The organism is Neisseria sp. P0008.S004, from assembly GCF_051962755.1.
Taxonomy (GTDB): domain Bacteria; phylum Pseudomonadota; class Gammaproteobacteria; order Burkholderiales; family Neisseriaceae; genus Neisseria; species Neisseria subflava_A.
Window position 1 is genome coordinate 123,192 of record NZ_JBQCUZ010000003.1, and the last position, 21,154, is coordinate 144,345.

The window sequence follows — 21,154 nt, forward strand, 5'->3', positions numbered from 1 at the left end:
CTATTCAGGCTTATTCTTCGTATGCGTCAATCGGCAAGCAGGAGCAAACCAGATTGCGGTCACCATACACTTCATCTACCCGTTTGACGCTCGGCCAGAATTTGTGTTCGCGTACGAACGGCAATGGGAAGACAGCTTCTTCGCGGGAGTACGGATGCGCCCATTCACCGGTTACATCTGCTGCGGTATGCGGAGCATTCACCAGCGGATTATCCTCTTTCGGCCATTCGCCGCGCTCGACTTTCAGCACTTCCTGTTTGATTTGTTTCAGGGCAGCGATGAAGCGGTCGAGTTCGGCTTTGCTTTCGCTCTCAGTCGGCTCAATCATCAGCGTACCGGCAACAGGGAAGGAAACCGTCGGCGCGTGGAAGCCGTAATCCATCAGGCGTTTGGCGATGTCAGTTTCAGTGATGCCGCTTTCGGCTTTAAGCGGACGCAAATCGACGATACATTCGTGCGCGACGCGGCCGTTTTTGCCTGTATACAGGATCGGATAGTCTTCGCTCAGACGCTTGGCAACGTAGTTGGCGTTGAGCAATGCCCAGCGTGTCGCCTGTTCCATGCCTTGTTTGCCCATCATGGTCAGGTACATCCAAGTAATCGGCAGGATGGACGCAGAACCGAAGGCCGCAGCAGCAACGGCGGTTTGGTCGGCACTGGCGCTGTGGATGTCGGTCAAAGCATGTCCCGGTGCAAACGGGGCAAGGTGGGCTTTCAAACCGATAGGGCCGACGCCCGGACCACCGCCGCCGTGAGGGATACAGAAGGTTTTGTGCAGGTTCATGTGCAACACGTCCGCGCCGACTTCGGCAGGCTGCATGATGCCGATTTGGGCGTTGAGGTTGGCGCCGTCCATGTAAACCTGTCCGCCGTTTTCATGGATGATGCGGCAGATGTCGCGGATGCCTTCTTCATACACGCCGTGGGTGGACGGGTAAGTAATCATGATGGCGGACAAAGCGTCGCGGTGTTGCTCTGCTTTGGCTTTCAAATCATCGATGTTGACGTTGCCGTGTTCGTCGGTATCGACAACAACGACTTTCAAACCCAGCATAGCGGCAGTCGCAGGGTTGGTACCGTGGGCGGATTTGGGAATCAGGCAGATGTTGCGGTGTCCCTCGCCGTTGGCTTCTTGATAGCGGCGGATGGAGAGCATGCCGCTGTATTCGCCCTGCGCGCCGGAGTTGGGCTGGAAGGAAATCGCGTCAAAGCCGGTGATGGCTTTCAGGCTGTTTTCCATGTCGGTCAAAAGCGCGCGGTAGCCTGCGGCTTGGTCTTTGGGGGCGTAGGGGTGGATGTCGGTGAACTCTGCCCAAGTAATCGGCAACATTTCCGCAGTCGCGTTGAGTTTCATGGTGCAGCTGCCCAATGAAATCATGCTGCGATTCATCGCCAAATCGCGGTCTTCGAGTTTTTTCAGATAGCGCAGCATTTCGTGTTCGGTGTGGTAACTGTTGAACACAGGATGTTGCAGAATGTCGTCCTGACGCAGCAATTCGGCATTCAGACGGCCTTTGACATCATCGGCAAATGTAGCCGTATCTTTGCCGGTAAACGCACGGTACAAATCGACCAAATCTTCATATGCCGATGTTTCATGGAATGCAGCCGCAATTTGAGTATCGTTGACGCGGCGCAGGTTGTAACCCGACTTCAAAGCAGCGGCAAACACTTGGTCTGCTTTCTCTTTGCTGCCGAAATCGACGGTAACGGTATCGAAGAAGACCTTGTGAACCACATTCAGGCCGTCTGAAACCAGCACATTGGCAAAGGTAGAAGCCAGCGCATGGATACGTTTGGCAATGCGTTTCACGCCTTCAGGACCGTGGTAAACGGCATACATACCGGCCAAGTTCGCCAGCAATGCTTGTGCGGTACAAATATTGGATGTCGCTTTTTCGCGGCGGATGTGTTGCTCGCGGGTGGACAAAGCCATGCGCAAGGCAGGTTTGCCCGATGCGTCTTTGGATACGCCGATGATGCGGCCCGGAGCGGAACGTTTGAACTCGTCTTTAAACGCGAAATAAGCAGCGTGCGGACCACCGAAGCCCATCGGCACGCCGAAGCGTTGGGTGTTACCCAAAGCAATATCCGCGCCCAATTCAGCCGGAGACTTCAGCAAAACCAAGCTCATGATATCGGCGGCAACGGCCACGATTGTGCCTTTGGCTTTCAGACGGCCGATAACGTCCTGCAAGTCTTGCACGTCACCGTCTTTGCCGACGTATTGGAACAGCGCGCCGAAGTATTCGCCCTCGTCGGCTTGGGCAAAATCGCCGACCACCAGTTCAAAACCGAAATATTTAGCGCGGGTTTTCATCACGTCCAAAGTTTGCGGATACACGCGCGCATCCACAAAGAAACGCTCGGATTTCACTTTGCCCACGCGGTGCGCCATCGCCATCGCTTCGGCGGCGGCAGTTGCCTCGTCCAGCAAAGACGCGCCTGCCACAGGGAAACCGGTCAAATCGATACACACTTGTTGGAAGTTCAACAAAGCTTCCAAACGACCCTGTGCAATTTCCGCCTGATACGGGGTGTAGGCGGTGTACCAACCCGGATTTTCCAATACGTTGCGCAAAATCACATTCGGCACGCGGGTCGGGTAATAGCCCAAACCGATATAGGATTTGTTGATCACGTTTTTCGACGCGATGCCTTTCAATTTCGCCAACGCGTCCGCCTCGGTCAACGCTTCGGGCAAATCGAGTTCGGACGGCATACGGATGCTTTGCGGCACGGTATTGCCGACAAAATCATCCATGCTCTTCTCGCCGAGCGCTTCCAAAAGCGCAGCCTCGTCGCCAAAGCTCAAATGGCGCGCGGCAAATTCGTTCGGGTTGAACAATTCAGATAGTTTCATTTCTACTCCTTCGGTGTTATCGATATCAACACTGTTTTTTCTTGCAAATGTTGTTTCAGACGACCTCCGCCCACTTTGGACGACATGCCAATATTTCCCTATAAACCGGACAGGTTGCCACATGCGCGCCGGGCAGGTAGCCGGTACTCATTAAAAATTCGCCGACGATTTCGCCGCCGACAAATTTGAAATGTTTTTTAAACAGTTTCACCCATTCAGCCTTGTCGAGCGGATGGTTCGCATCGAGCCAGTTTTTGAATGAGCCGTATTCTTGCTGTATTTGTCTGATTTGTCGCGCGTTATAAATGGCTGCGTTGATTTTCAGTCGGTTGCGGACGATGCCTGCATCGGCAAGCAGTCGCTCAATATCGGTTTCGTCAAATGCGGCGACCGTATCGATGTCGAAACCTTTAAATGCCGTCTGAAATGCCTGCTGCTTCTTCAGCATCAGCGTCCAGCTTAATCCTGCCTGATTGATTTCCAACACCAGCCGCTCAAACAATTCATTGTCGTCCTCAATCGGAAAACCGTATTGCGTGTCGTGATAATGTTTGTTGGGGTTGTCCGTATCGTCAGGAAGCGTGGCGACAAATTCGCAGTAATTCATGTTTGCTGAGGAAAAATTGAAACAAAGGCCGTCTGAAAGCATTTTTCAGACGACCTAAGACCTGCAATATCAAACAGATGAAAAACCTGTTTGGATGTTTGCAAAAATCAAGCTACTTCGCCTGCGTATTGTTCGGCAGTCAGCAGACCGTCGTAATCGGCAGGGTTGGCAGGTTTGATTTTGAAGAACCAGCCTGCGCCGTAAGGATCGCTGTTGGCAGTTTCCGGAGCGCTTGGCAAATCTTCGTTGACGGCAACGACTTCGCCTGCAATCGGCGCGTACACGTCAGATGCGGCTTTTACAGACTCAACCACACCGGCTTGCTCTTCGGCAGCCAGGTTTGCACCAACTTCTGGCAGCTCGACAAACACGATGTCGCCCAACAGCTCTTGCGCGTGATGGGTAATGCCGACGGTGATGGTACCGTCTTCTTCAAGGCGCAGCCATTCGTGGCTGGCAACGTATTTCAGTTCTGCTGGGATGTTGCTCATGGTTTGATACTCCATTGATAGGGGGTTATTTTCAGACGGCATCTGCATGAATCAATATCCACAGATGCCTTGTTCAATGCTTTCTACAAACGTCCGTATCGGACGACAATTAAAACCTGCTTCCAGACGGCCCTTAACAAATAAAGGCCGTCTGAACCGATATTAATCAAACTGTTTTTGACCGTTGCGGACAAACGGCAGCTTCAGTACGCGTACGTCCACTTCTTTGCCGCGCATCAGAACTTTGGCGGTATCACCGTCAAAATCTTTCGGTACGCGTGCGATGGCGATGGATTGTTTCAGGCTTGGAGAGAATACGCCGCTGGTGGTTTCGCCTTGGCCTTTATCGGTCAACACTTCCATATGCGCGCGCAGAATGCCCCCTTTTTCGAGCAACAAGCCAACCTGTTTGACGGCAACGCCCTTTTCTTTCAATGCCACCAATGCGGCTTTACCGACGAAATCGCGGCTTTCGTCTTTCAAATCAACGGTCCAACCCATGCCTGCTTCGAGCGGGCTGGTATTGTCATCCATATCGTTGCCGTAGAGGTTCATACCGGCTTCCATGCGCAGGGTGTCGCGTGCGCCGAGACCGCAAGGCTGTACGCCTGCTGCTTGCAGGGCTTTGAAGAATGCGCCTGCTTCAGTACCCGGCAGAATCACTTCGACACCGTCTTCGCCGGTGTAGCCTGTACGGGCGACAAACCAGTCGTTGCCCAAGTCTGCACCTTGGAACGGTTTGAGATTATGGACGACATCCGCCCATTCGGGTTTGACGGTCAGGAGTTTTTCGATGGCTTTAGGGCCTTGTACGGCGAGCATGCCGAGGTCGTAGCGCGGATTGAAGGCAACGCCGAACTCTTGTCCGACTTTGTGGAATTGCGCCGTGTCTTTCTCGCGGGTCGCACCGTTGGACACGATGCGGTATTGGGTTTCGGCTTCGTTGGTGCGGTAAACGATCAAGTCGTCAATCACGCCGCCGTTATCGTTGAGCAAAGCGGAATAAAGGGCTTTGCCGACGAAGGCGAGTTTGGCAACGTCGTTGGCAATCAATTTGCGGAAAAAGGCTTTGGCGTTCGCTCCGGCGACGTCGGTAACGAGCATATGGGATACGTCAAACATACCGGCGTCGGTGCGCACGGCTTCGTGTTCGGCGATTTGTGAACCATAATGGATGGGCAGCTCCCAGCCGGCAAAATCTACCAGCTTCGCGCCTGCATCTTGATGGGCTTGATGAAATGGGGTGGTTTTCAGAGCAGTCATTCTCAAGTTTCTCCGGATTTTTTGTTCAGATGCCGCCCGCGCACCTGTGCGCGGATGACCCTATCTGTCCTTGAACCTGAGATTTTCGGCCGTATCCGCATGATGCAAACCAGTCTGCTCACTGCTTTGCGCGGTTGTCTGAATGGTGGTTCAGACGGCCTTCTCCCCTTCGGTGGACGTTATTCTAACGCCGCTCTCCAGATTGTTTGTTTCAATGTGCAGTCCCTGATACCTGAGCGATTTAAGGGTGTCTGCGCCTTCGGTGGTTACATTGTAGTTGGGTGTAACACTCTCCTGCACATTTCCCGATTATGTCTTGAATCGGCAGTTTGGGCAAGTAGCCGACGAATATTTATGATGTGAATATCCGTCTTTTTATTGGGGCGGCAAAACTTGAGCCTTTATAAAATTGTTAGCTATGCGGCAAATGTTTTTGCAAAAGTCTCAGGCCGTCTGAAGCCCTTACCCGTTTTTCCTATATAATTCTGTTTTTTCGATTTATCCGCGCCCATCATGAACCGCCTCAAACGCATTAAAACCATCCTCTGCACGCTCTACCGCTACCGCCTTGCCGAGCTGATTGCCTCGCTGGTCCGTCCGGGTTGGGCGCGGACTTTCCTCAATATGCTGCCGCAGTCGTCCAAGTTCAAACACGAAATGCCTGCCGTGCGCCTGCGTTTGGCGTTGGAAAGCCTGGGGCCGATTTTCATCAAATTCGGGCAGGTATTGTCCACGCGTCCCGATTTGATTCCGCACGATTACGCGGTCGAACTGGCAAGGCTGCAAGACAAAGTGCCGCCGTTTGACGCGCAACTTTCACGCTCGCAAATCGAAAAATCACTGGGACAATCCATCGACACTTTATACGCGGAATTTGAAACAGAGCCTGTCGCCAGCGCGTCCATCGCCCAAGTACACAAAGCCCGCCTGCATTCGGGCGAACAGGTCGCCGTGAAAGTCTTGCGCCCCAACCTTTTGCCCGTTATCGAACAGGATTTGTCGCTGATGCGCTTTGGTGCAGGCTGGGTAGAGCGTTTGTTTTCAGACGGCAAGCGTTTGAAGCCGCGCGAAGTGGTGGCCGAATTTGACAAATACCTGCACGACGAATTGGACTTAATGCGCGAAGCCGCCAATGCCAGCCAACTCGGACGCAATTTCCAAAACAGCGATATGCTGATTGTGCCGAAGGTGTTTTACGACTACTGCACCAGCGACGTGCTGACCATCGAATGGATGGACGGCACACCGGTATCCGATATCGCCAAACTCAAAGCAGACGGTATCGATTTGCACAAACTTGCCGATTACGGCGTGGAAATCTTCTTCACGCAAGTTTTCCGTGACGGCTTTTTCCATGCGGATATGCACCCCGGCAACATTCTGGTCGCCGCCGACAACCGCTACATCGCCCTCGATTTCGGCATCGTCGGCACGCTGACCGATTACGACAAACGCTATCTCGCCATCAACTTCCTCGCCTTCTTCAACCGCGATTACCACCGCGTCGCTACCGCCCACATCGAATCGGGCTGGGTACCTGCCGACACGCGGGCGGAAGAATTGGAAGCGGCTGTCCGCGCCGTGTGCGAGCCTGTGTTCAACAAACCGATTTCGCAGATTTCCTTCGGCTTGGTGCTGATGCGCCTGTTTGAAGTCAGCCGTCGCTTCAATGTCGAAATCCAGCCGCAGCTGGTATTGCTGCAAAAAACGCTGCTCAACATCGAAGGCTTGGGTCGCCAACTCGATCCAGATTTGGACTTGTGGAAAACCGCCAAACCGTTTTTGGTGCGCTGGATGAACGAACAGGTCGGCCCCAAAGCCCTTTGGCGCAATCTCAAAAACGAAGCCCCCGACTGGGCGCAAATCATCCCTTCCCTGCCGCGAAAAATCAGTGCGCTGGTTGATGAAAACCGCCAGCAGGAAATGCGCGATGCCTATGTGCATTTGGTCAAAGTACAGCAACGCCAAAGCCTGTGGCTGAGTGTGATTGCGGTTGTTTTGCTGCTGATTTTGCTGTTTAAATAAACTGTAATACAGCTTTAAACGACATAATAAAGGCCGTCTGAAATCGATTTTCAGACGGCCTTTTTATATGCCGACCTATTCTTTTTTCTCGTGCTGAACATATCCGCTTTCAGCTTCGATATGCCGTCTGAAGCGCAAACCTGCGGCGTGGTAAAATGGGTGCGGCGAGAACTGGCGCGAGACTTGCGAAGCGAAGATGCAAGTCAGCAGCATCCAAAACAATAAATTCTGTCCGCCCGTCATTTCCATTACCACCACGGCGGCGGTCAACGGCGATTGGGTCGCAGCGGCAAGGAATGCGGCCATGCAAAGCAAAACCGCGACATTGGACGCGTCGCCCAGTTGCGCGAAAGAAGCCATGTGTTCGCCTATCATCGCGCCGATGGTTAATGACGGCGTGAAGATACCGCCGGGAATACCTGCCCAGTAGCTGAACACGGTTGCCGCCCATTTCGCGGCGGCCAAGCCGAACGGCGCTTCATACGCACCTTTGAGTGCGGCTGCGGCTTCGTGATAGCCCGTGCCATAGGTTTTGCCTTGATAAAACGTACCGAGCAGTGCCAGCAAGATACCCATCACAAAGGCGACCACCAACAAATGACGGCGGATGAAACTGCGCCAGCGTACCGGCGCGAATGCTGCCGCGCCGCGATACAAAAAGCTACTGAACAATCCGCCGGCCACACCGCAGACAATGCCCGACACCGCGGCCCACATCAGCATGTTTGGCAGCTCATGCCCTTGAAACCCTGAAAAATACGGGTTGTTGCCCTGTATCGCCACTTGAATGAAACCGGCTGCCAACACGCCCATCAGGATTTGGCGTTCCCAACGCAAAATCACGCCGCGTCCCAATTCTTCGATGGCAAAGACCACGCCTGCCAAAGGCGCGTTAAACGCCGCCGCCAAACCGCCTGCAGCGCCTGCGGCAATCAAATCGTTTTCCTGCATGCCCCTAAACGCCAGCCCGTGCTTTTTACACCACGCGCCCCAAGCGTTCATCACCGCCGCACCCACTTGTACAGACGGTCCTTCCCTGCCGACAGACGCGCCCAACAGCATGGCGCAAAACGTCAGCGGAATTTTGAAAAAGGTTTCGCCCAAACGAATCAAACGGGTTTTCTGCGCACCATAAGGCAAAGACAAAGAGGCGATGACCTGAGGGATACCGCTGCCGGAAGTGTATGGCGCAAATTTACGCGTAAACCATGCCAAAAGCGGCAAACCCAGCGGCAAAGCCACCCACGCAAACCACGGATATTTTCCCACCAGCAATGCGTTCCATTCCAAAGCCAAATCTGCCAAGTACGCAAACATCAAAGCCGTCAGGGCAACCAGTGCCGAGCCTGCCAGCAAAAACAGAAGGGCAATGCTCTTTTTCGACAGGCGTTTGGTTTGGCGGATTTTGTGGGCGAGGCGCGCCGCCCAAGTCTGGGGAAATTTCATCATAAACACGCAGTCAATGTGTTCAGACGGCCTTGATACTTTGCTCAAAAGCCGTCTGAACACAAGGATAAAGGTTTTTAAGAACGGTAATCCGCGTTAATCGACACATACTCGTGCGACAAATCGCAGGTATAGACGGCCGCCGTCGTATCGCCGCGTTGCAAATCGATGCGGACGGTGATTTCTGGACGGTTCATCACCGCTTGTCCTGCTTCTTCGGTATAGCTTTCCGCGCGGCCGCCGTTTTCGGCCACCAACACGTCATCCAGCCACATTTTTAAAGCATCGACGTCCAAGTCTTCAATACCGGCATAGCCGACGGCTGCCAACAGACGGCCCAAGTTTGGGTCGGAGGCAAAGAAAGCGGTTTTCACCAAAGGCGAATGGGCGACGGCATAAGCCACTTTGCGCGCCTCTTCGCGGGTTTTCGCGTTTTGCACTTCAATCGTGATGAACTTGGTCGCACCCTCGCCATCACGGACAATCGCCTGTGCCAACTCCAAAGCCAGCGAACCAAGCAAGGCTTTGAGCTGCGCATAGCGCGGATCGGCGGTATTGTCGATTTCGCTCTGACCGCAACGGCCTGTCGCCATAATGACAAAGCTGTCGTTGGTACTGGTATCGCCGTCCACGGTAATCGTATTGAAACTTTCATCTGCGATTTCTTGGGTCATCAGCTGCAAAATCGGTTGGGACACTTTGGCATCAGTGGCGATAAACGACAACATGGTCGCCATATTCGGATGAATCATGCCCGAACCTTTGGCGATACCGGTAGCGCGGACTGTGTGTTTTTCGCCGACCAAGCCTGTGCGTGAAGCGGCTTTCGGTACAGTATCCGTCGTCATGATGGCACGAGCCGCATCCGACCAGAATGCAGGGCGCACTTGCGGCAAAGCGGCCACAATTTTATCCACAGGCAGCGGCTCCAAAATCACGCCGGTCGAAAACGGCATGATTTGATTGGATTGGCAGCCGACCTGTTCCGCCGCCGCCGCGCACACTTTAATCGCGTCCAGACGGCCTTGTGCGCCGGTACCCGCATTGGCATTGCCCGTATTGATAACTAAGGCACACACGCCGTCTTGGTCAAACAAATGCGACTTGGCGATATGCACCGGCGCGGCGCAGAAACGGTTTTGCGTAAACACCGCGCCCACCGTATGTCCGCCGCCCAACACCATCAGCGTCAAATCGTCGCGGTCTTGTTGCTTGATGCCGGCACGACCTGTAAACAGACGGATGCCGTCGATTTCCAACAATTCGTCTGCACGTTTTTCAGTCAAATTTACAGCCATATCATTTTCTCCTGTTTACACTATTTTCAGACGGCCTAAACGCTATACGCCCAATAAGGGAATCAAGATAGGCACCAATACCGCCGTCAATACGCCGTTGAGCGTCAAGCCCAAGCCGGCATATGCGGCCATACGGCGGCCGTATTCCAAAGACGCCGCAATACCCATCGCATGTGAGGCCGTACCCAAAGACATTCCCACTGAAGAAGGCATATACAACGTCCCTTTCAACACTTTATATCCGGCCATCTGTCCAAAAAGTCCGGCAATAATCACCGTTGCCGCCGTAATCGCCGGAATACCGCCGATAGACGCCGTGATTTCGATCGCAATCGGGTTGGTCACCGATTTGGAAGCCAGCGACAGAATCACTTCGCGCGAAGCGCCCAGCCATTTGGCAAAATACACGCCTGTAACAATGCCTGTCACGCTGCCCGCCAACTGTGACAACACCACCGGCAACCACTGGCTGCGGATACGATCCCAATTTCGATAAAGCGGCACGGCCAACAACACGACTGCCGGTTTCAACCAAAAATCAATAAAGTGCGAGGCAGAATGGTACAGCTCGTAATCGATGGCAAATACCTTCAAATAACCCATCAACACCAGCGTACTGATCAATACCGGATTACACAGCACATTCCCCGTGCGCGCCCGAATCTGCACCGCCAAAGCATACACGGCCAAAGTCAGGAACAACATGACCGAGGGCATACGCAACAGCCCGTCTATGTTCATCACATCCACCTCCTGACCCACTCATGCACTTTGCCGGTCACCAACAATACGCAGATCGTACTGCCGATTGTGGCCGTCAAAATCGAAAACCAGTCGTTTGCAATCACATCCAAATAGCTGATGACGGCCACGCAAGGCGGCACCAAAAACAAAGTCAGGTTTGCCATCAAAATGTCTGCCAGCTCTCCCACCCAAGACAATTTGACCCAGCCTGCCTGAAGCGCGGCAAACAGCAAAGCCATGCCGACAATACTGCCCGGCAGCTTCAACCCCAAAATCCAAACGGTTGCCTCGCCCAAAGCCAGGCAACCCAATACCACCAATAAGGCACGAATAATATTCATTAAGCCGGTTTCTCCCTATCTTTTTCAGACGGCCTCAAAAAATTTATTAATCATTGAATCATATCGTGCCACAGGCCGTCTGAAAAGGGAAGAAACGCCTTCTTTCAAGTTTAATGAAAGATAAGCATGATTGCTCCGGCGGATTGGCTTCGGAGCATTGAAACCCTTGCCCTGCTTTGGTCTTTAACGGCCGCCGCAAACCGGGCATTCGGGATTGCGCCTCACCCCGTATTGCCGCCATTGCCCGCTCAATGCGTTGTAGGTGGAAAGTTTGCCGTGCGACGGCGTACCGATACCGATCAGCACTTTAAGCGCTTCGGCGGCTTGGGTCGTTCCGATAACGCCGACCAATGGCGAAAAAACGCCGAACAATGCACAAGCGCCGTCGTCGGCTTGTTCGCTGTCAAACAGGCAGGCATAACAAGGCGTATCGGGAAGGTCGGGGCGGTACACGGCGATTTGTCCGTCGAAGCGGACGGCCGCTGCGGAAACCAAAGGCGTGCGCGTGGCAACGGCGGTGCGGTTGACCGCCTGGCGCGTGGGATAATTGTCGGAACAATCAAGAATGATGTCGGCTGCGTTTGCCAATTCGACAAGCCTGGCTTCATCGAGAAATTCGGCAATGGCTGTAATGTGTGTTTGGCTGTTGATCTGTTTCAGACGGCCTTGCATGACCAAAGCCTTGTTTTTACCGATGTCGGCTTCGGTAAACGTGATTTGGCGTTGAAGGTTGGTCTCGTCGATGGTATCGGCATCGGCAATCGTCAGGCGGCCGATACCGGCGGCGGCAAGATACGGCAAGGCTGCCGCACCCAGCCCGCCGCAACCGACAACAAGCACATGGGAGGCCAAGAGTTTTTCTTGGCCTTCGATACCGATTTCATCAAGCAGGATATGGCGGCTGAACCGCAAGAGTTGTTGATCGTTCATCATAATAATAAGGCCGTCTGAAACCCAATGTTCAGACGGCCTGAGTGGTTTAGAAATTAATATTTTCGTATGCGTTGTCAAACAGGAAAGGACGGCCTTCGCTGCTGGTTTCGGATTCGAGGCGAATGCCGCTGAGCATCATATTGCGGTCAACGTCTTTCATCATGTCGTAAACGCTCAAAAGCGCCAAATTGAGGCCAGTCAGGGCTTCGGTGGCAATGCTGCCGTTGCTGTTCGCTTGGACGGTCAGCGTGGCCTTCAGGCAGGCCAGCTCAACGTTAATATCGAAATCAACCTGCACGCCGATGATGCGTCCGGGCAGGTGCAGCGGAATCAGGTTGGCGGTCTGTTTGATGCTCTGAATGGCGGCAACGCGGGCGATGGTCAGGATACTTGCCTTTTCGGTAGCATTCTCTATCAACACCCGTATCGCCTGCTGGCTCATGTTGACGGTGCCGACGGCGACGGCGGTGTGTTGTTCAGGAAAATCGGGCTGGTTGGGAAATTCAATCATGGGTTTCTCGCCATCTGTTTTGATGGGCAATATTTTACGGCATTTTACAGACAGCGACCACGCAGCGGATACGGACGGCTGTTTTCCGGTTTGAAATGTATCGGACGGCAGCATTGGCAGTTTACAAAAATTTGCTATACAATGGATTCACGATACACCCAAATTAACATTTAAATAAGAGAAAAATCATGCAACTGCATATCTTAAATAATCCAAAAGATGCCGCTCTGGCGGCGGATGCGGAATTTTTAAAACAGTCTCTTTTCAATCTGCTGCATGAGGAAGCGTCGCCTTTGGTGGTCGAAACCGTTAAGTTATTATCGACTTCAGACGACAGCGCCGCCTTGATTGAAAAGGTGTTGCCGCAATTGGACGAACAACAAACCCACGATTTAACCCTGGCCTGCGGCCTGTTCGCGCAGATTTTGAACATCGCCGAAGACGTGCACCACGAACGCCGCCGCCAAATCCACGAAGAGGCCGGACACAACAGTGCCGAAGGCAGCCTGACGGAAACCGTGCGCAAACTCAAAGCCGGCAAAGTCAACGGAAAAGCGGTGCAACAACAACTGGACAACACGGTCGTTACCGCCGTTTTGACCGCGCACCCGACCGAAGTACAACGCCAAACCGTCTTAAGCTTCAACCGCCGCATCCGCGCGCTGCTGCCGCAACGCGAACGCTGCACTAATCCTGATGCGCTGGCTCAGTTGCGCCGCGAAATCGACACCGTGCTTTTGGGCTTGTGGCAGACCAGCGAAACGCGCCGCCACAAACTTAGCGTCAACGACGAAATCAACAACGGTGTATCCATCTTCCCAATGAGCTTCTTTGAAGCCCTGCCCAAACTCTACCGCACAATGGAACGTGATTTTCAGACGGCCTATCCCGGCGTCCGCGTTCCGAATATCCTTAAAATCGGCGGCTGGATCGGTGGCGACCGCGATGGTAACCCATTCGTTTCTGCCGAAACCTTGCGTTTTGCGTTCAGACGGCATGCCGACGCAGTGTTCCGTTTCTATCGCGGCGAACTCGACAAACTTTACCGCGAATTGCCACTCTCCATCCGCCGCGTCAAAGTCAACGACGACGTGATGGCACTGGCCGCCCTCTCGCCTGACGAAGAAATCGCCCGCACCGAAGAACCCTACCGCCGCGCCATCGCCTACATCATGGCACGTGCCATGGGCAAAGCACGCTCACTCGGTTTGGGCATGGGCTGCAAATTCGGCTTCCTCGAGCCTTATGCCACGGTTGAAGAGTTCCTCAACGACCTGAAAAAACTGCAACGCTCACTCCACGAAAACGGCAGCCAACTGCTGGCAGAAGGCCGTCTGTCCGACATTACCCGCAGCGTGTCCGTGTTCGGCTTCCACATGATGCCGCTCGACCTGCGCCAACACGCAGGCAAACACGCCGATGTGGTTGCCGAGCTTTTCCAACACGCAGGCTTGGAAGACTACAACAGCCTGAACGAAGAGCAAAAACAAGCCGCCCTGTTGCGCGAATTGAGCCATCAACGTCCGCTGTACAGCCCGTTCATCACATACAGCGACCATACTCGTCACGAACTGGCAATTTTCAACGAAGCGCGCATAATCAAAGACGAATTCGGCGAAGATGCCGTCACACAAAGCATTATTTCCAACTGCGAACAACCCAGCGACCTGCTCGCCTTGGCATTGCTGCTGAAAGAAAGCGGCCTGTTGGTGGTGGAAAACGGCAAACCGCACAGCCGCATCAATATCGTGCCTCTGTTTGAAACCATCGAAGCGCTCGAAAACGCCTGTCCGGTCATGGAAACCATGTTCCGCCTCGACTGGTATGACACCCTGCTCGAAAGCCGCGGCAATATCCAAGAAATCATGCTGGGCTACTCCGACTCCAACAAAGACGGCGGCTACGTTACCAGCTCATGGTGTCTGTATCAGGCCGAATTGGGCTTGGTCGAACTCTTCAAAAAATACGATGTCCGCATGCGCCTGTTCCACGGCCGTGGCGGCAGCGTAGGTCGCGGCGGCGGCCCTTCTTACCAAGCCATCTTGGCGCAACCTGCGGGCAGTGTTGCCGGACAAATCCGCATTACCGAGCAAGGCGAAGTCATTACCGCCAAATACGCCGACCCGGGCAATGCCCAACGCAACTTGGAAACCTTGGTTGCTGCGACGTTGGAAGCCAGCATCCTGCCGGACAAAAAAGACCCTGATGACAAACTGATGCAGGACTTGTCGGACGTATCGTTCAAATACTACCGCGAACTGATTACCCACCCCGACTTCATCGACTACTTCCTGCAAACCAGCCCGATTCAGGAAATCGCCACCCTCAACCTCGGCAGCCGTCCCGCCAGCCGCAAAACCTTGGCGCGGATTCAGGACTTGCGTGCAATTCCGTGGGTATTCTCATGGATGCAAAACCGCCTCATGCTGCCGGCTTGGTACGGTTTCGGCAGCGCAGTGGAAACCTTGTGCGAAGGTAATCCCGACACACTGGCCGCCCTGCGCGAACATGCCCAAAGCAATCCGTTCTTCCAAGCCATGCTCTCCAATATGGAGCAAGTAATGGCAAAAACCGACATCACCTTGGCGGAAAACTATGCCGGCTTGAGCGAATCGCCCGATAAAGCAAAAGTCATCTTCGGCATGATTAAGGAAGAATACCAACGCAGCCGTAAAGCACTGCTTGACTTGCTGCAAACCGAAGAGCTCCTGCGCGACAACCGCAGCCTCGCCCGTTCGCTTGCCTTGAGGATTCCATACCTGAATGCCCTCAACGGCCTGCAAGTCGCCATGCTCAAACGCCTGCGTAAAGAGCCCGACAATCCGCACGCGCTGCTGATGGTTCACTTGACCATCAACGGCGTGGCGCAAGGTTTGCGTAATACCGGTTAAGGCAGCATGGAAAAAAGGCCGTCTGAAACAATTTTCAGACGGCCTTTAAACTAACTGCGAACCGCAGAAAAGGTTTTACCCACAAGCCTCATACTGTTTCTCAACCTGCTTGCCACTCTGACCCTATTCATTTAACTTACCCTGTATTTCAGACTATTTGGAGAAATAGCAGATAACCCTCTGCCAAATCAATATGTTCACTGAAGCATAACAACCGCTTCAGCATGGTGGATGGTTGACCTACTGACATACCTTACCGCGGCACTGCCCCATATCGCCGCACAATAAGCTTTCAGACAACCCTGAGGCCGTCTGAAAAACAAAAACATCTCACACCAAGGCAACTATCAATATGTTTGACATTGTATTTATATTGTTATTTGGCAGGCTTCAGCCCCACAAAACACCCGACTCATCCGACACGCCCGTCCCTTTTGGGAGTTCGGCTGCAGGCTCAGCTTTAATTTATTTATGCATACGCATAGGGACAATCATCCTTTATGGTTCGATTTCCAAAGCCATTGACAGCCTCCCCCTCATTCTGTTTCAAACAATCTGCATGTTCGGCTGTTTGGTTTTGTATTTCAAAATGTTACGTACCGCATCCAACCCGAAACACCGTCAGATGATTTATTGGGTACTGGGCATTCTTTTGGGTTTGATCTTAAGCCTCCTATCCGAAAAATTGTTTTATTTAATGGCTTTATTCATTTACTCATTCTTCAGAAGCACAATAAGCTGAATGCCTGCTCCCTCTTTTTTCAGACGGCCTTTTATTATAAGAACACACCAGCATTGCGGCTGTTTTGAGTACCTCCACAATATGCTATAATCCGCCGTTAAACTTTTATCTTTTCAGGAAAAACCATGAGCTTGAAATGCGGCATCGTCGGTTTGCCCAACGTCGGCAAATCCACCCTCTTTAACGCGCTGACCCAATCGGGTATCGAAGCGGCAAACTATCCTTTCTGTACCATCGAACCCAACGTCGGCATCGTTGAAGTCCCCGATCCGCGTATGGCCGAATTGGCAAAAATCGTCAATCCGCAAAAAATGCAGCCTGCCATCGTCGAATTTGTCGATATCGCCGGTTTGGTTGCAGGTGCGAGCAAAGGCGAAGGCCTGGGCAACCAGTTCCTTGCCAACATCCGCGAGACTGACGCGATTGTTAACGTCGTACGTTGCTTTGACGACGACAACATCGTTCACGTTGCAGGCAAAGTCGATCCGATCGCCGACATCGAAACCATCGGCACCGAGTTGGCACTGGCTGACTTAGCCAGCGTCGAAAAAGCCATCGTCCGCGAAGAAAAACGTGCACGCTCAGGCGACAAAGACGCGCAAAAACTGGTAGATCTGTGTAAAAAACTGCTGCCGCATTTGGACGAAGGCAAGCCTGTACGCTCCTTCGGTTTGGACGCAGAAGAACTTGCCATGCTCAAACCACTGTTCTTGCTGACTGCCAAACCTGCCATGTATGTCGGCAACGTTTCCGAAGACGGTTTTGAAAACAACCCGCACCTCGACCGCCTGAAAGAATTGGCTGCAAAAGAAAACGCGCCGGTTGTGGCCGTCTGCGCCGCGATGGAAAGCGAAATCGCCGAACTGGAAGACGACGAGAAAGCCGAATTCCTCGCCGAAATGGGCTTGGAAGAACCGGGCCTGAACCGCCTGATTCGTGCCGGCTACGACCTCTTGGGCCTGCAAACCTACTTCACCGCCGGTGTCAAAGAAGTCCGCGCTTGGACCATCCACAAAGGCGACACAGCCCCACAAGCCGCCGGCGTAATTCACACCGACTTTGAACGCGGCTTTATCCGCGCCCAAGTTATCGCCTACGAAGATTTCATCGCTTTAGGCGGCGAAGCAAAAGCCAAAGAAGCCGGCAAAATGCGTGTGGAAGGCAAAGAATACGTTGTACAAGACGGCGATGTGATGCACTTCCTCTTTAACGTATAAACCCAGCGTAACGCTTTTTTCAGACGGCCTTTTCTAAGATTAAGGCCGTCTGAATTTATTTTCAGACGGCCTCATGTCTTGAAATATCAACAAAACAAAACATCATCTCCATAATAAATGCGGGCATAGCCCGTAATTTTTCTTTCTTAAAATCTCTCATTTCTTGTCGACGCCTTACCTAAAAATAGCGCAAGATTACATCATCAATAACAATACCACTGATATGACAATAAATAATTAAACAATACCACATCGTATTGATTCATTATAAAAACAACATATTAAACATTATGTTGAAACTATTAACCGTATTCCTACTCTAATCTATTACTATTCAAACGCATATCATCAGCAATCATTCTAAGAAGGCAAACAAACTGCCCAGTACTGACAAACGATGGCCGACCTCCGAAATGCCCCACTCTCGGCAGGAATCACTTTTCAGACGACGCCATTAAAATAAACTAATTAAAATCAAAATATTATGAGCAAAGTTTTATCTTACCGCCCAGATATTGATACATTGCGTGCCGTTGCTGTTCTATCCGTTGTCGTTTTCCATATTGAAAAAAACTGGCTGCCTGGCGGCTTTCTTGGTGTTGATATCTTTTTTGTCATTTCCGGCTTTCTGATCACGATGATTATTCATCGTGAAATGAGCAGCGGGATTTTCTCGTTCAAAAAATTTTACATCCGCCGTATCAAGCGGATACTGCCCGCATTTTTTACCGTCTTGACGGTAACGATGATATGCGGCTTTCTTTTATTCACCAAAGATGATTTCTTCCTTTTATGGAGGACAGCTCTGTCCACCTTGGGGTTCATCTCCAATATCTTTTTTGCCAAGGGTCAGGGCTATTTCGATCCCATACAAGAAGAAAAACCTTTGCTTCACATTTGGTCTTTATCGGTCGAAGAACAATATTATTTCGTCTTCCCGATATTGCTGTTACTGGTTGTCCGCAAAAGCTGGCGCACTCAGTTTGCCTTCCTCATCACGCTATGCGTATTCAGTATTTTGGCTTCTTTTATGCCAACTGCACTGGATAAATATTACCTGCCCCATCTGCGCGCCTGCGAAATGCTGATCGGCTCATTAACAGCCGTGTGGATGCAATATCGGCAACAACAAGGGCTGGATACCGGCAAACCATATGCGGCGGCAGGCGCATTACTTTCCATCTGCGTACTGTTTGCCTGCCTGTTTGCCTATACAGAAAAAACCGCCTATTTTCCAGGGCCTGCCGCCATCATTCCTTGTTTGGCCGCCGCCGCATTCATTTATTTCAATCAATTTGAACACCGGCTGAAAAAATTTTTCCAATGGAAGATTACCGTCGGCATAGGCTTAATTTCCTATTCGCTGTATCTGTGGCATTGGCCTGTATTGGCTTTTATGAGATACATCGGTCCAAACAATCTGCCTTCGTATTCGACTGCGGCCGCGATTATCTTAATGTTTGCACTCTCCCTGCTTTCTTATTATTTTGTCGAGAAGCCGTTTAAAAAGTGGAAAGGCTCTTTTGCCCAGTCTGTGACATGGATTTATGCCGTCCCCATGCTTGTTTTGGCTATTACGCCTTTTCTTGCCATGAAGCTCCCGTTTATGGAGCAATACGACCGCATGGGATTGGCACGTTCCTACACTTCTTGTCACAACAACACCGACAAACAGTGTATTTGGGGCGATACCGACAAACAGCCGGAATTACTGATTCTAGGCGATTCGCATGCCGATCAATATAAAACGTTTTTTGATACCGTCGGCAAAAAAGAAAAATGGTCGGCAACGATGGTTTCTGCGGACAGTTGTGCCTATGTAGAAGATTATGCTGCACCCGTATTCAAGAAAAACGCCTCCTGCCGTGCCGTTTATCAGTATGCCAAAGAGCATCTGCCCCAATACTCAAAAGTGCTTTTGGCCATGCGCTGGGGCAGCCAAATGCCTGAAAACAGCAACTCCCTTGCTTACGATCCCGATTTTTTCAAAAAATTCAACCTCATGTTGCAAAAACTTTCTTCGGAAAAACAAGCGGTTTACCTGATGATAGACAACCCTAATTTGTCATACAACGGCTTGCGCGCCCATATTCTGTCTTACCGCATACCGGGATTTAGTCAGAATCTTGCCATTGATGAAACAGTCACTTCAAAAGGAAATGAACGCATCAAAGAATTGGCAGAAAAATATGCCAATGTGCACATTATCGATGCCACTGCCTATATTCCGGAAAATTTCAAAATAAACGGATTGCCGGTTTATTCCGATAGAGACCACATCAACCCTTACGGCGGCAGAGAACTGGCCAAGCGTTTTTCTGAAAAACACACGCTTCTTCAGTAAGCCATAGCCATTCATCCGATGAAATTTGTTACAATTAGCAGTTTGTAAAACTGCTAATTTTTTTGGAAGATAACAATGAGCGTCATCAAAGACCTACAATCGCGTGGCTTAATCGCGCAAACTACCGACATCGAAGCCTTAGACGCTTTGCTAAACGAACAAAAAATTTCCCTCTATTGCGGTTTTGACCCGACAGCAGACAGCCTGCACATCGGCCACTTGCTGCCTGTATTGGCATTGCGCCGTTTCCAACAAGCCGGCCATACGCCGATTGCTTTGGTGGGCGGTGCGACCGGCATGATCGGCGACCCAAGCTTTAAAGCCGCTGAACGCAGCTTGAATTCTGCCGAAACTGTTGCCGGCTGGGTAGAAAGCATCCGCAACCAACTGACCCCTTTCTTAAGCTTTGACGGCGATAACTCCGCCATTATGGCGAACAACGCCGACTGGTTCGGCAGCATGAACTGCCTCGACTTCCTGCGCGACATCGGCAAGCATTTCTCTGTCAACGCCATGCTGAACAAGGAATCCGTCAAACAGCGTATCGAGCGCGACGATGTGGGGATTTCCTTTACCGAGTTCGCCTACTCCCTGCTGCAAGGCTACGACTTTGCCGAACTGAACAAACGCCATGGCGCGGTTTTGGAAATCGGCGGTTCCGACCAATGGGGCAACATCACTGCCGGTATCGACTTGACCCGCCGTCTGCACCAAAAACAAGTATTCGGCCTGACCCTGCCTTTGGTAACCAAATCCGACGGCACCAAATTCGGCAAAACCGAAGGCGGCGCAGTATGGTTGAACGCGAAGAAAACTTCTCCGTATCAGTTCTACCAATTCTGGCTGAAAGTCACCGATGCCGATGTGTACAAATTCCTGAAATACTTTACCTTCCTGTCCATCGAAGCAATCGACGCCATCGAAGCCAAAGACAAAGCCAGCGGCACCAAGCCAGAAGCGCAACGCATTCTTGCCGAGGAAATGACCCGCCTGATTCACGGTGAAGAAGCCCTTGCCGCCGCCCAACGCATTTCTGAAAGCCTGTTTGCCGAAGACCAAAGCCATCTTACCGAAAGCGACTTCGAGCAGCTGGCACTCGACGGCCTGCCAACGTTTGAAGTTTCCGAGAGCCTCAACGTGGTGGAAACTTTGGTGAAAACCGGTTTGGCGTCTTCCAACAAAGAAGCACGCGGCTTTGTCAACAGCAAAGCGGTTTTGCTCAACGGCAAACCTGCCGAAGCCAACAATCCGAACCATGCTGCTGAAAAACCTGACGATGCCTACATGCTGACCGACGAACACAAACGTTTCGGCAAATACACCATCGTCCGCCGTGGCAAACGCAACCATGCTTTGTTGGTTTGGAAATAATCTTGAAACATTAAACGCATCGTTTAAAACAATCATGCCGTCTGAAATCAGCCACGCTTTTTTTCAG

Annotated in this window: 15 protein-coding genes and 1 riboswitch; of the genes, 5 read left to right on the forward strand and 10 right to left on the reverse strand. The window is 51.9% G+C overall.

What is annotated here, in order from left to right:
- Positions 1-10 precede the first annotated feature (10 nt).
- From gcvP to gcvT, 4 genes are all read right to left on the reverse strand, one after another.
- Positions 11-2,863: an aminomethyl-transferring glycine dehydrogenase gene (gcvP, locus tag ACTHSW_RS04125; protein WP_070646632.1), complete on the reverse strand. Its 2,853-nt coding sequence runs from the start codon at positions 2,861-2,863 to the stop codon at positions 11-13.
- Between the two features lie 55 nt (positions 2,864-2,918).
- Positions 2,919-3,470: a DNA-3-methyladenine glycosylase I gene (locus tag ACTHSW_RS04130; protein WP_070460360.1), complete on the reverse strand. Its 552-nt coding sequence runs from the start codon at positions 3,468-3,470 to the stop codon at positions 2,919-2,921.
- Between the two features lie 107 nt (positions 3,471-3,577).
- Positions 3,578-3,976 carry a glycine cleavage system protein GcvH gene (gene gcvH, locus ACTHSW_RS04135; RefSeq protein WP_036492952.1) on the reverse strand — a complete coding sequence of 133 codons (399 nt, stop codon included), beginning with the start codon at positions 3,974-3,976 and terminating at the stop codon, positions 3,578-3,580.
- Positions 3,977-4,123: 147 nt separating this feature from the next.
- A complete protein-coding gene (gene gcvT, locus ACTHSW_RS04140; protein ID WP_070460361.1) occupies positions 4,124-5,224 on the reverse strand; it encodes a glycine cleavage system aminomethyltransferase GcvT in 1,101 nt (366 codons plus the stop codon).
- Positions 5,225-5,433: 209 nt separating this feature from the next.
- A riboswitch (glycine riboswitch) is annotated at positions 5,434-5,531 on the reverse strand.
- Between the two features lie 206 nt (positions 5,532-5,737).
- On the opposite strand from gcvT, the gene ubiB reads away from it, so the two are divergent.
- Positions 5,738-7,249, forward strand: a complete 1,512-nt coding sequence (gene ubiB / locus ACTHSW_RS04145) for a ubiquinone biosynthesis regulatory protein kinase UbiB (RefSeq protein ID WP_070460362.1) — start codon at positions 5,738-5,740, stop codon at positions 7,247-7,249.
- A gap of 75 nt (positions 7,250-7,324) precedes the next feature.
- Here the strand turns inward: ubiB and ACTHSW_RS04150 are convergent, their stop codons facing one another.
- The 6 genes from ACTHSW_RS04150 to ACTHSW_RS04175 all read right to left on the reverse strand — a co-directional run bounded on the left by ACTHSW_RS04150 (position 7,325) and on the right by ACTHSW_RS04175 (position 12,522).
- Entirely contained in the window at positions 7,325-8,695 is a 1,371-nt protein-coding gene (locus tag ACTHSW_RS04150; RefSeq protein ID WP_083290037.1) for a chloride channel protein, read from the reverse strand.
- Positions 8,696-8,772: 77 nt separating this feature from the next.
- The gene (gene argJ / locus ACTHSW_RS04155) at positions 8,773-9,993 is read right to left on the reverse strand and encodes a bifunctional glutamate N-acetyltransferase/amino-acid acetyltransferase ArgJ (RefSeq protein ID WP_070460366.1); all 1,221 of its coding nucleotides are present in this window, start codon (positions 9,991-9,993) and stop codon (positions 8,773-8,775) included.
- Positions 9,994-10,035: 42 nt separating this feature from the next.
- Positions 10,036-10,734 (reverse strand): LrgB family protein, encoded by a 699-nt coding sequence (locus ACTHSW_RS04160; RefSeq protein ID WP_070460368.1) that lies wholly within the window; start codon positions 10,732-10,734, stop codon positions 10,036-10,038.
- Positions 10,734-11,078, reverse strand: coding sequence for a CidA/LrgA family protein (locus tag ACTHSW_RS04165; RefSeq protein ID WP_049343552.1), 345 nt, complete (start codon positions 11,076-11,078; stop codon positions 10,734-10,736). Before ACTHSW_RS04165 ends, ACTHSW_RS04160 begins: the two co-directional genes overlap by 1 nt.
- A gap of 183 nt (positions 11,079-11,261) precedes the next feature.
- Complete coding sequence (locus tag ACTHSW_RS04170; RefSeq protein WP_199901833.1) at positions 11,262-12,008, reverse strand: HesA/MoeB/ThiF family protein; 747 nt, start codon at positions 12,006-12,008, stop codon at positions 11,262-11,264.
- Positions 12,009-12,057: 49 nt separating this feature from the next.
- Positions 12,058-12,522: a cyclic pyranopterin monophosphate synthase MoaC gene (locus ACTHSW_RS04175; RefSeq protein ID WP_004519536.1), complete on the reverse strand. Its 465-nt coding sequence runs from the start codon at positions 12,520-12,522 to the stop codon at positions 12,058-12,060.
- 188 nt (positions 12,523-12,710) lie between these two features.
- Here ACTHSW_RS04175 and ppc point away from each other — a divergent pair, with 188 nt between their 5' ends.
- From ppc to tyrS, 4 genes are all read left to right on the forward strand, one after another.
- Entirely contained in the window at positions 12,711-15,413 is a 2,703-nt protein-coding gene (ppc, locus tag ACTHSW_RS04180; protein ID WP_107810933.1) for a phosphoenolpyruvate carboxylase, read from the forward strand.
- A gap of 867 nt (positions 15,414-16,280) precedes the next feature.
- On the forward strand, positions 16,281-17,372 hold the full coding sequence (gene ychF / locus ACTHSW_RS04185) for a redox-regulated ATPase YchF (protein WP_063068446.1): 1,092 nt from the start codon (positions 16,281-16,283) through the stop codon (positions 17,370-17,372).
- A gap of 484 nt (positions 17,373-17,856) precedes the next feature.
- A complete protein-coding gene (locus ACTHSW_RS04190; protein ID WP_107810932.1) occupies positions 17,857-19,716 on the forward strand; it encodes an acyltransferase family protein in 1,860 nt (619 codons plus the stop codon).
- A 75-nt stretch (positions 19,717-19,791) separates the two neighbouring features.
- Positions 19,792-21,087, forward strand: a complete 1,296-nt coding sequence (gene tyrS, locus ACTHSW_RS04195; RefSeq protein WP_107810443.1) for a tyrosine--tRNA ligase — start codon at positions 19,792-19,794, stop codon at positions 21,085-21,087.
- Positions 21,088-21,154: the final 67 nt, after the last annotated feature.

Coding starts and splice junctions, on each gene's coding strand:
- ppc (WP_107810933.1), top strand. CDS start 12,711: ATGCAACTGCATATCTTAAATAATCCAAAAGATGCCGCTCTGGCGGCG.
- ACTHSW_RS04160 (WP_070460368.1), bottom strand. CDS start 10,734: ATGAACATAGACGGGCTGTTGCGTATGCCCTCGGTCATGTTGTTCCTG.
- gcvP (WP_070646632.1), bottom strand. CDS start 2,863: ATGAAACTATCTGAATTGTTCAACCCGAACGAATTTGCCGCGCGCCAT.
- ACTHSW_RS04150 (WP_083290037.1), bottom strand. CDS start 8,695: ATGAAATTTCCCCAGACTTGGGCGGCGCGCCTCGCCCACAAAATCCGC.
- ychF (WP_063068446.1), top strand. CDS start 16,281: ATGAGCTTGAAATGCGGCATCGTCGGTTTGCCCAACGTCGGCAAATCC.
- argJ (WP_070460366.1), bottom strand. CDS start 9,993: ATGGCTGTAAATTTGACTGAAAAACGTGCAGACGAATTGTTGGAAATC.
- ACTHSW_RS04190 (WP_107810932.1), top strand. CDS start 17,857: ATGAGCAAAGTTTTATCTTACCGCCCAGATATTGATACATTGCGTGCC.
- ACTHSW_RS04130 (WP_070460360.1), bottom strand. CDS start 3,470: ATGAATTACTGCGAATTTGTCGCCACGCTTCCTGACGATACGGACAAC.
- tyrS (WP_107810443.1), top strand. CDS start 19,792: ATGAGCGTCATCAAAGACCTACAATCGCGTGGCTTAATCGCGCAAACT.
- ACTHSW_RS04165 (WP_049343552.1), bottom strand. CDS start 11,078: ATGAATATTATTCGTGCCTTATTGGTGGTATTGGGTTGCCTGGCTTTG.
- ubiB (WP_070460362.1), top strand. CDS start 5,738: ATGAACCGCCTCAAACGCATTAAAACCATCCTCTGCACGCTCTACCGC.
- ACTHSW_RS04170 (WP_199901833.1), bottom strand. CDS start 12,008: ATGAACGATCAACAACTCTTGCGGTTCAGCCGCCATATCCTGCTTGAT.
- ACTHSW_RS04175 (WP_004519536.1), bottom strand. CDS start 12,522: ATGATTGAATTTCCCAACCAGCCCGATTTTCCTGAACAACACACCGCC.
- gcvH (WP_036492952.1), bottom strand. CDS start 3,976: ATGGAGTATCAAACCATGAGCAACATCCCAGCAGAACTGAAATACGTT.
- gcvT (WP_070460361.1), bottom strand. CDS start 5,224: ATGACTGCTCTGAAAACCACCCCATTTCATCAAGCCCATCAAGATGCA.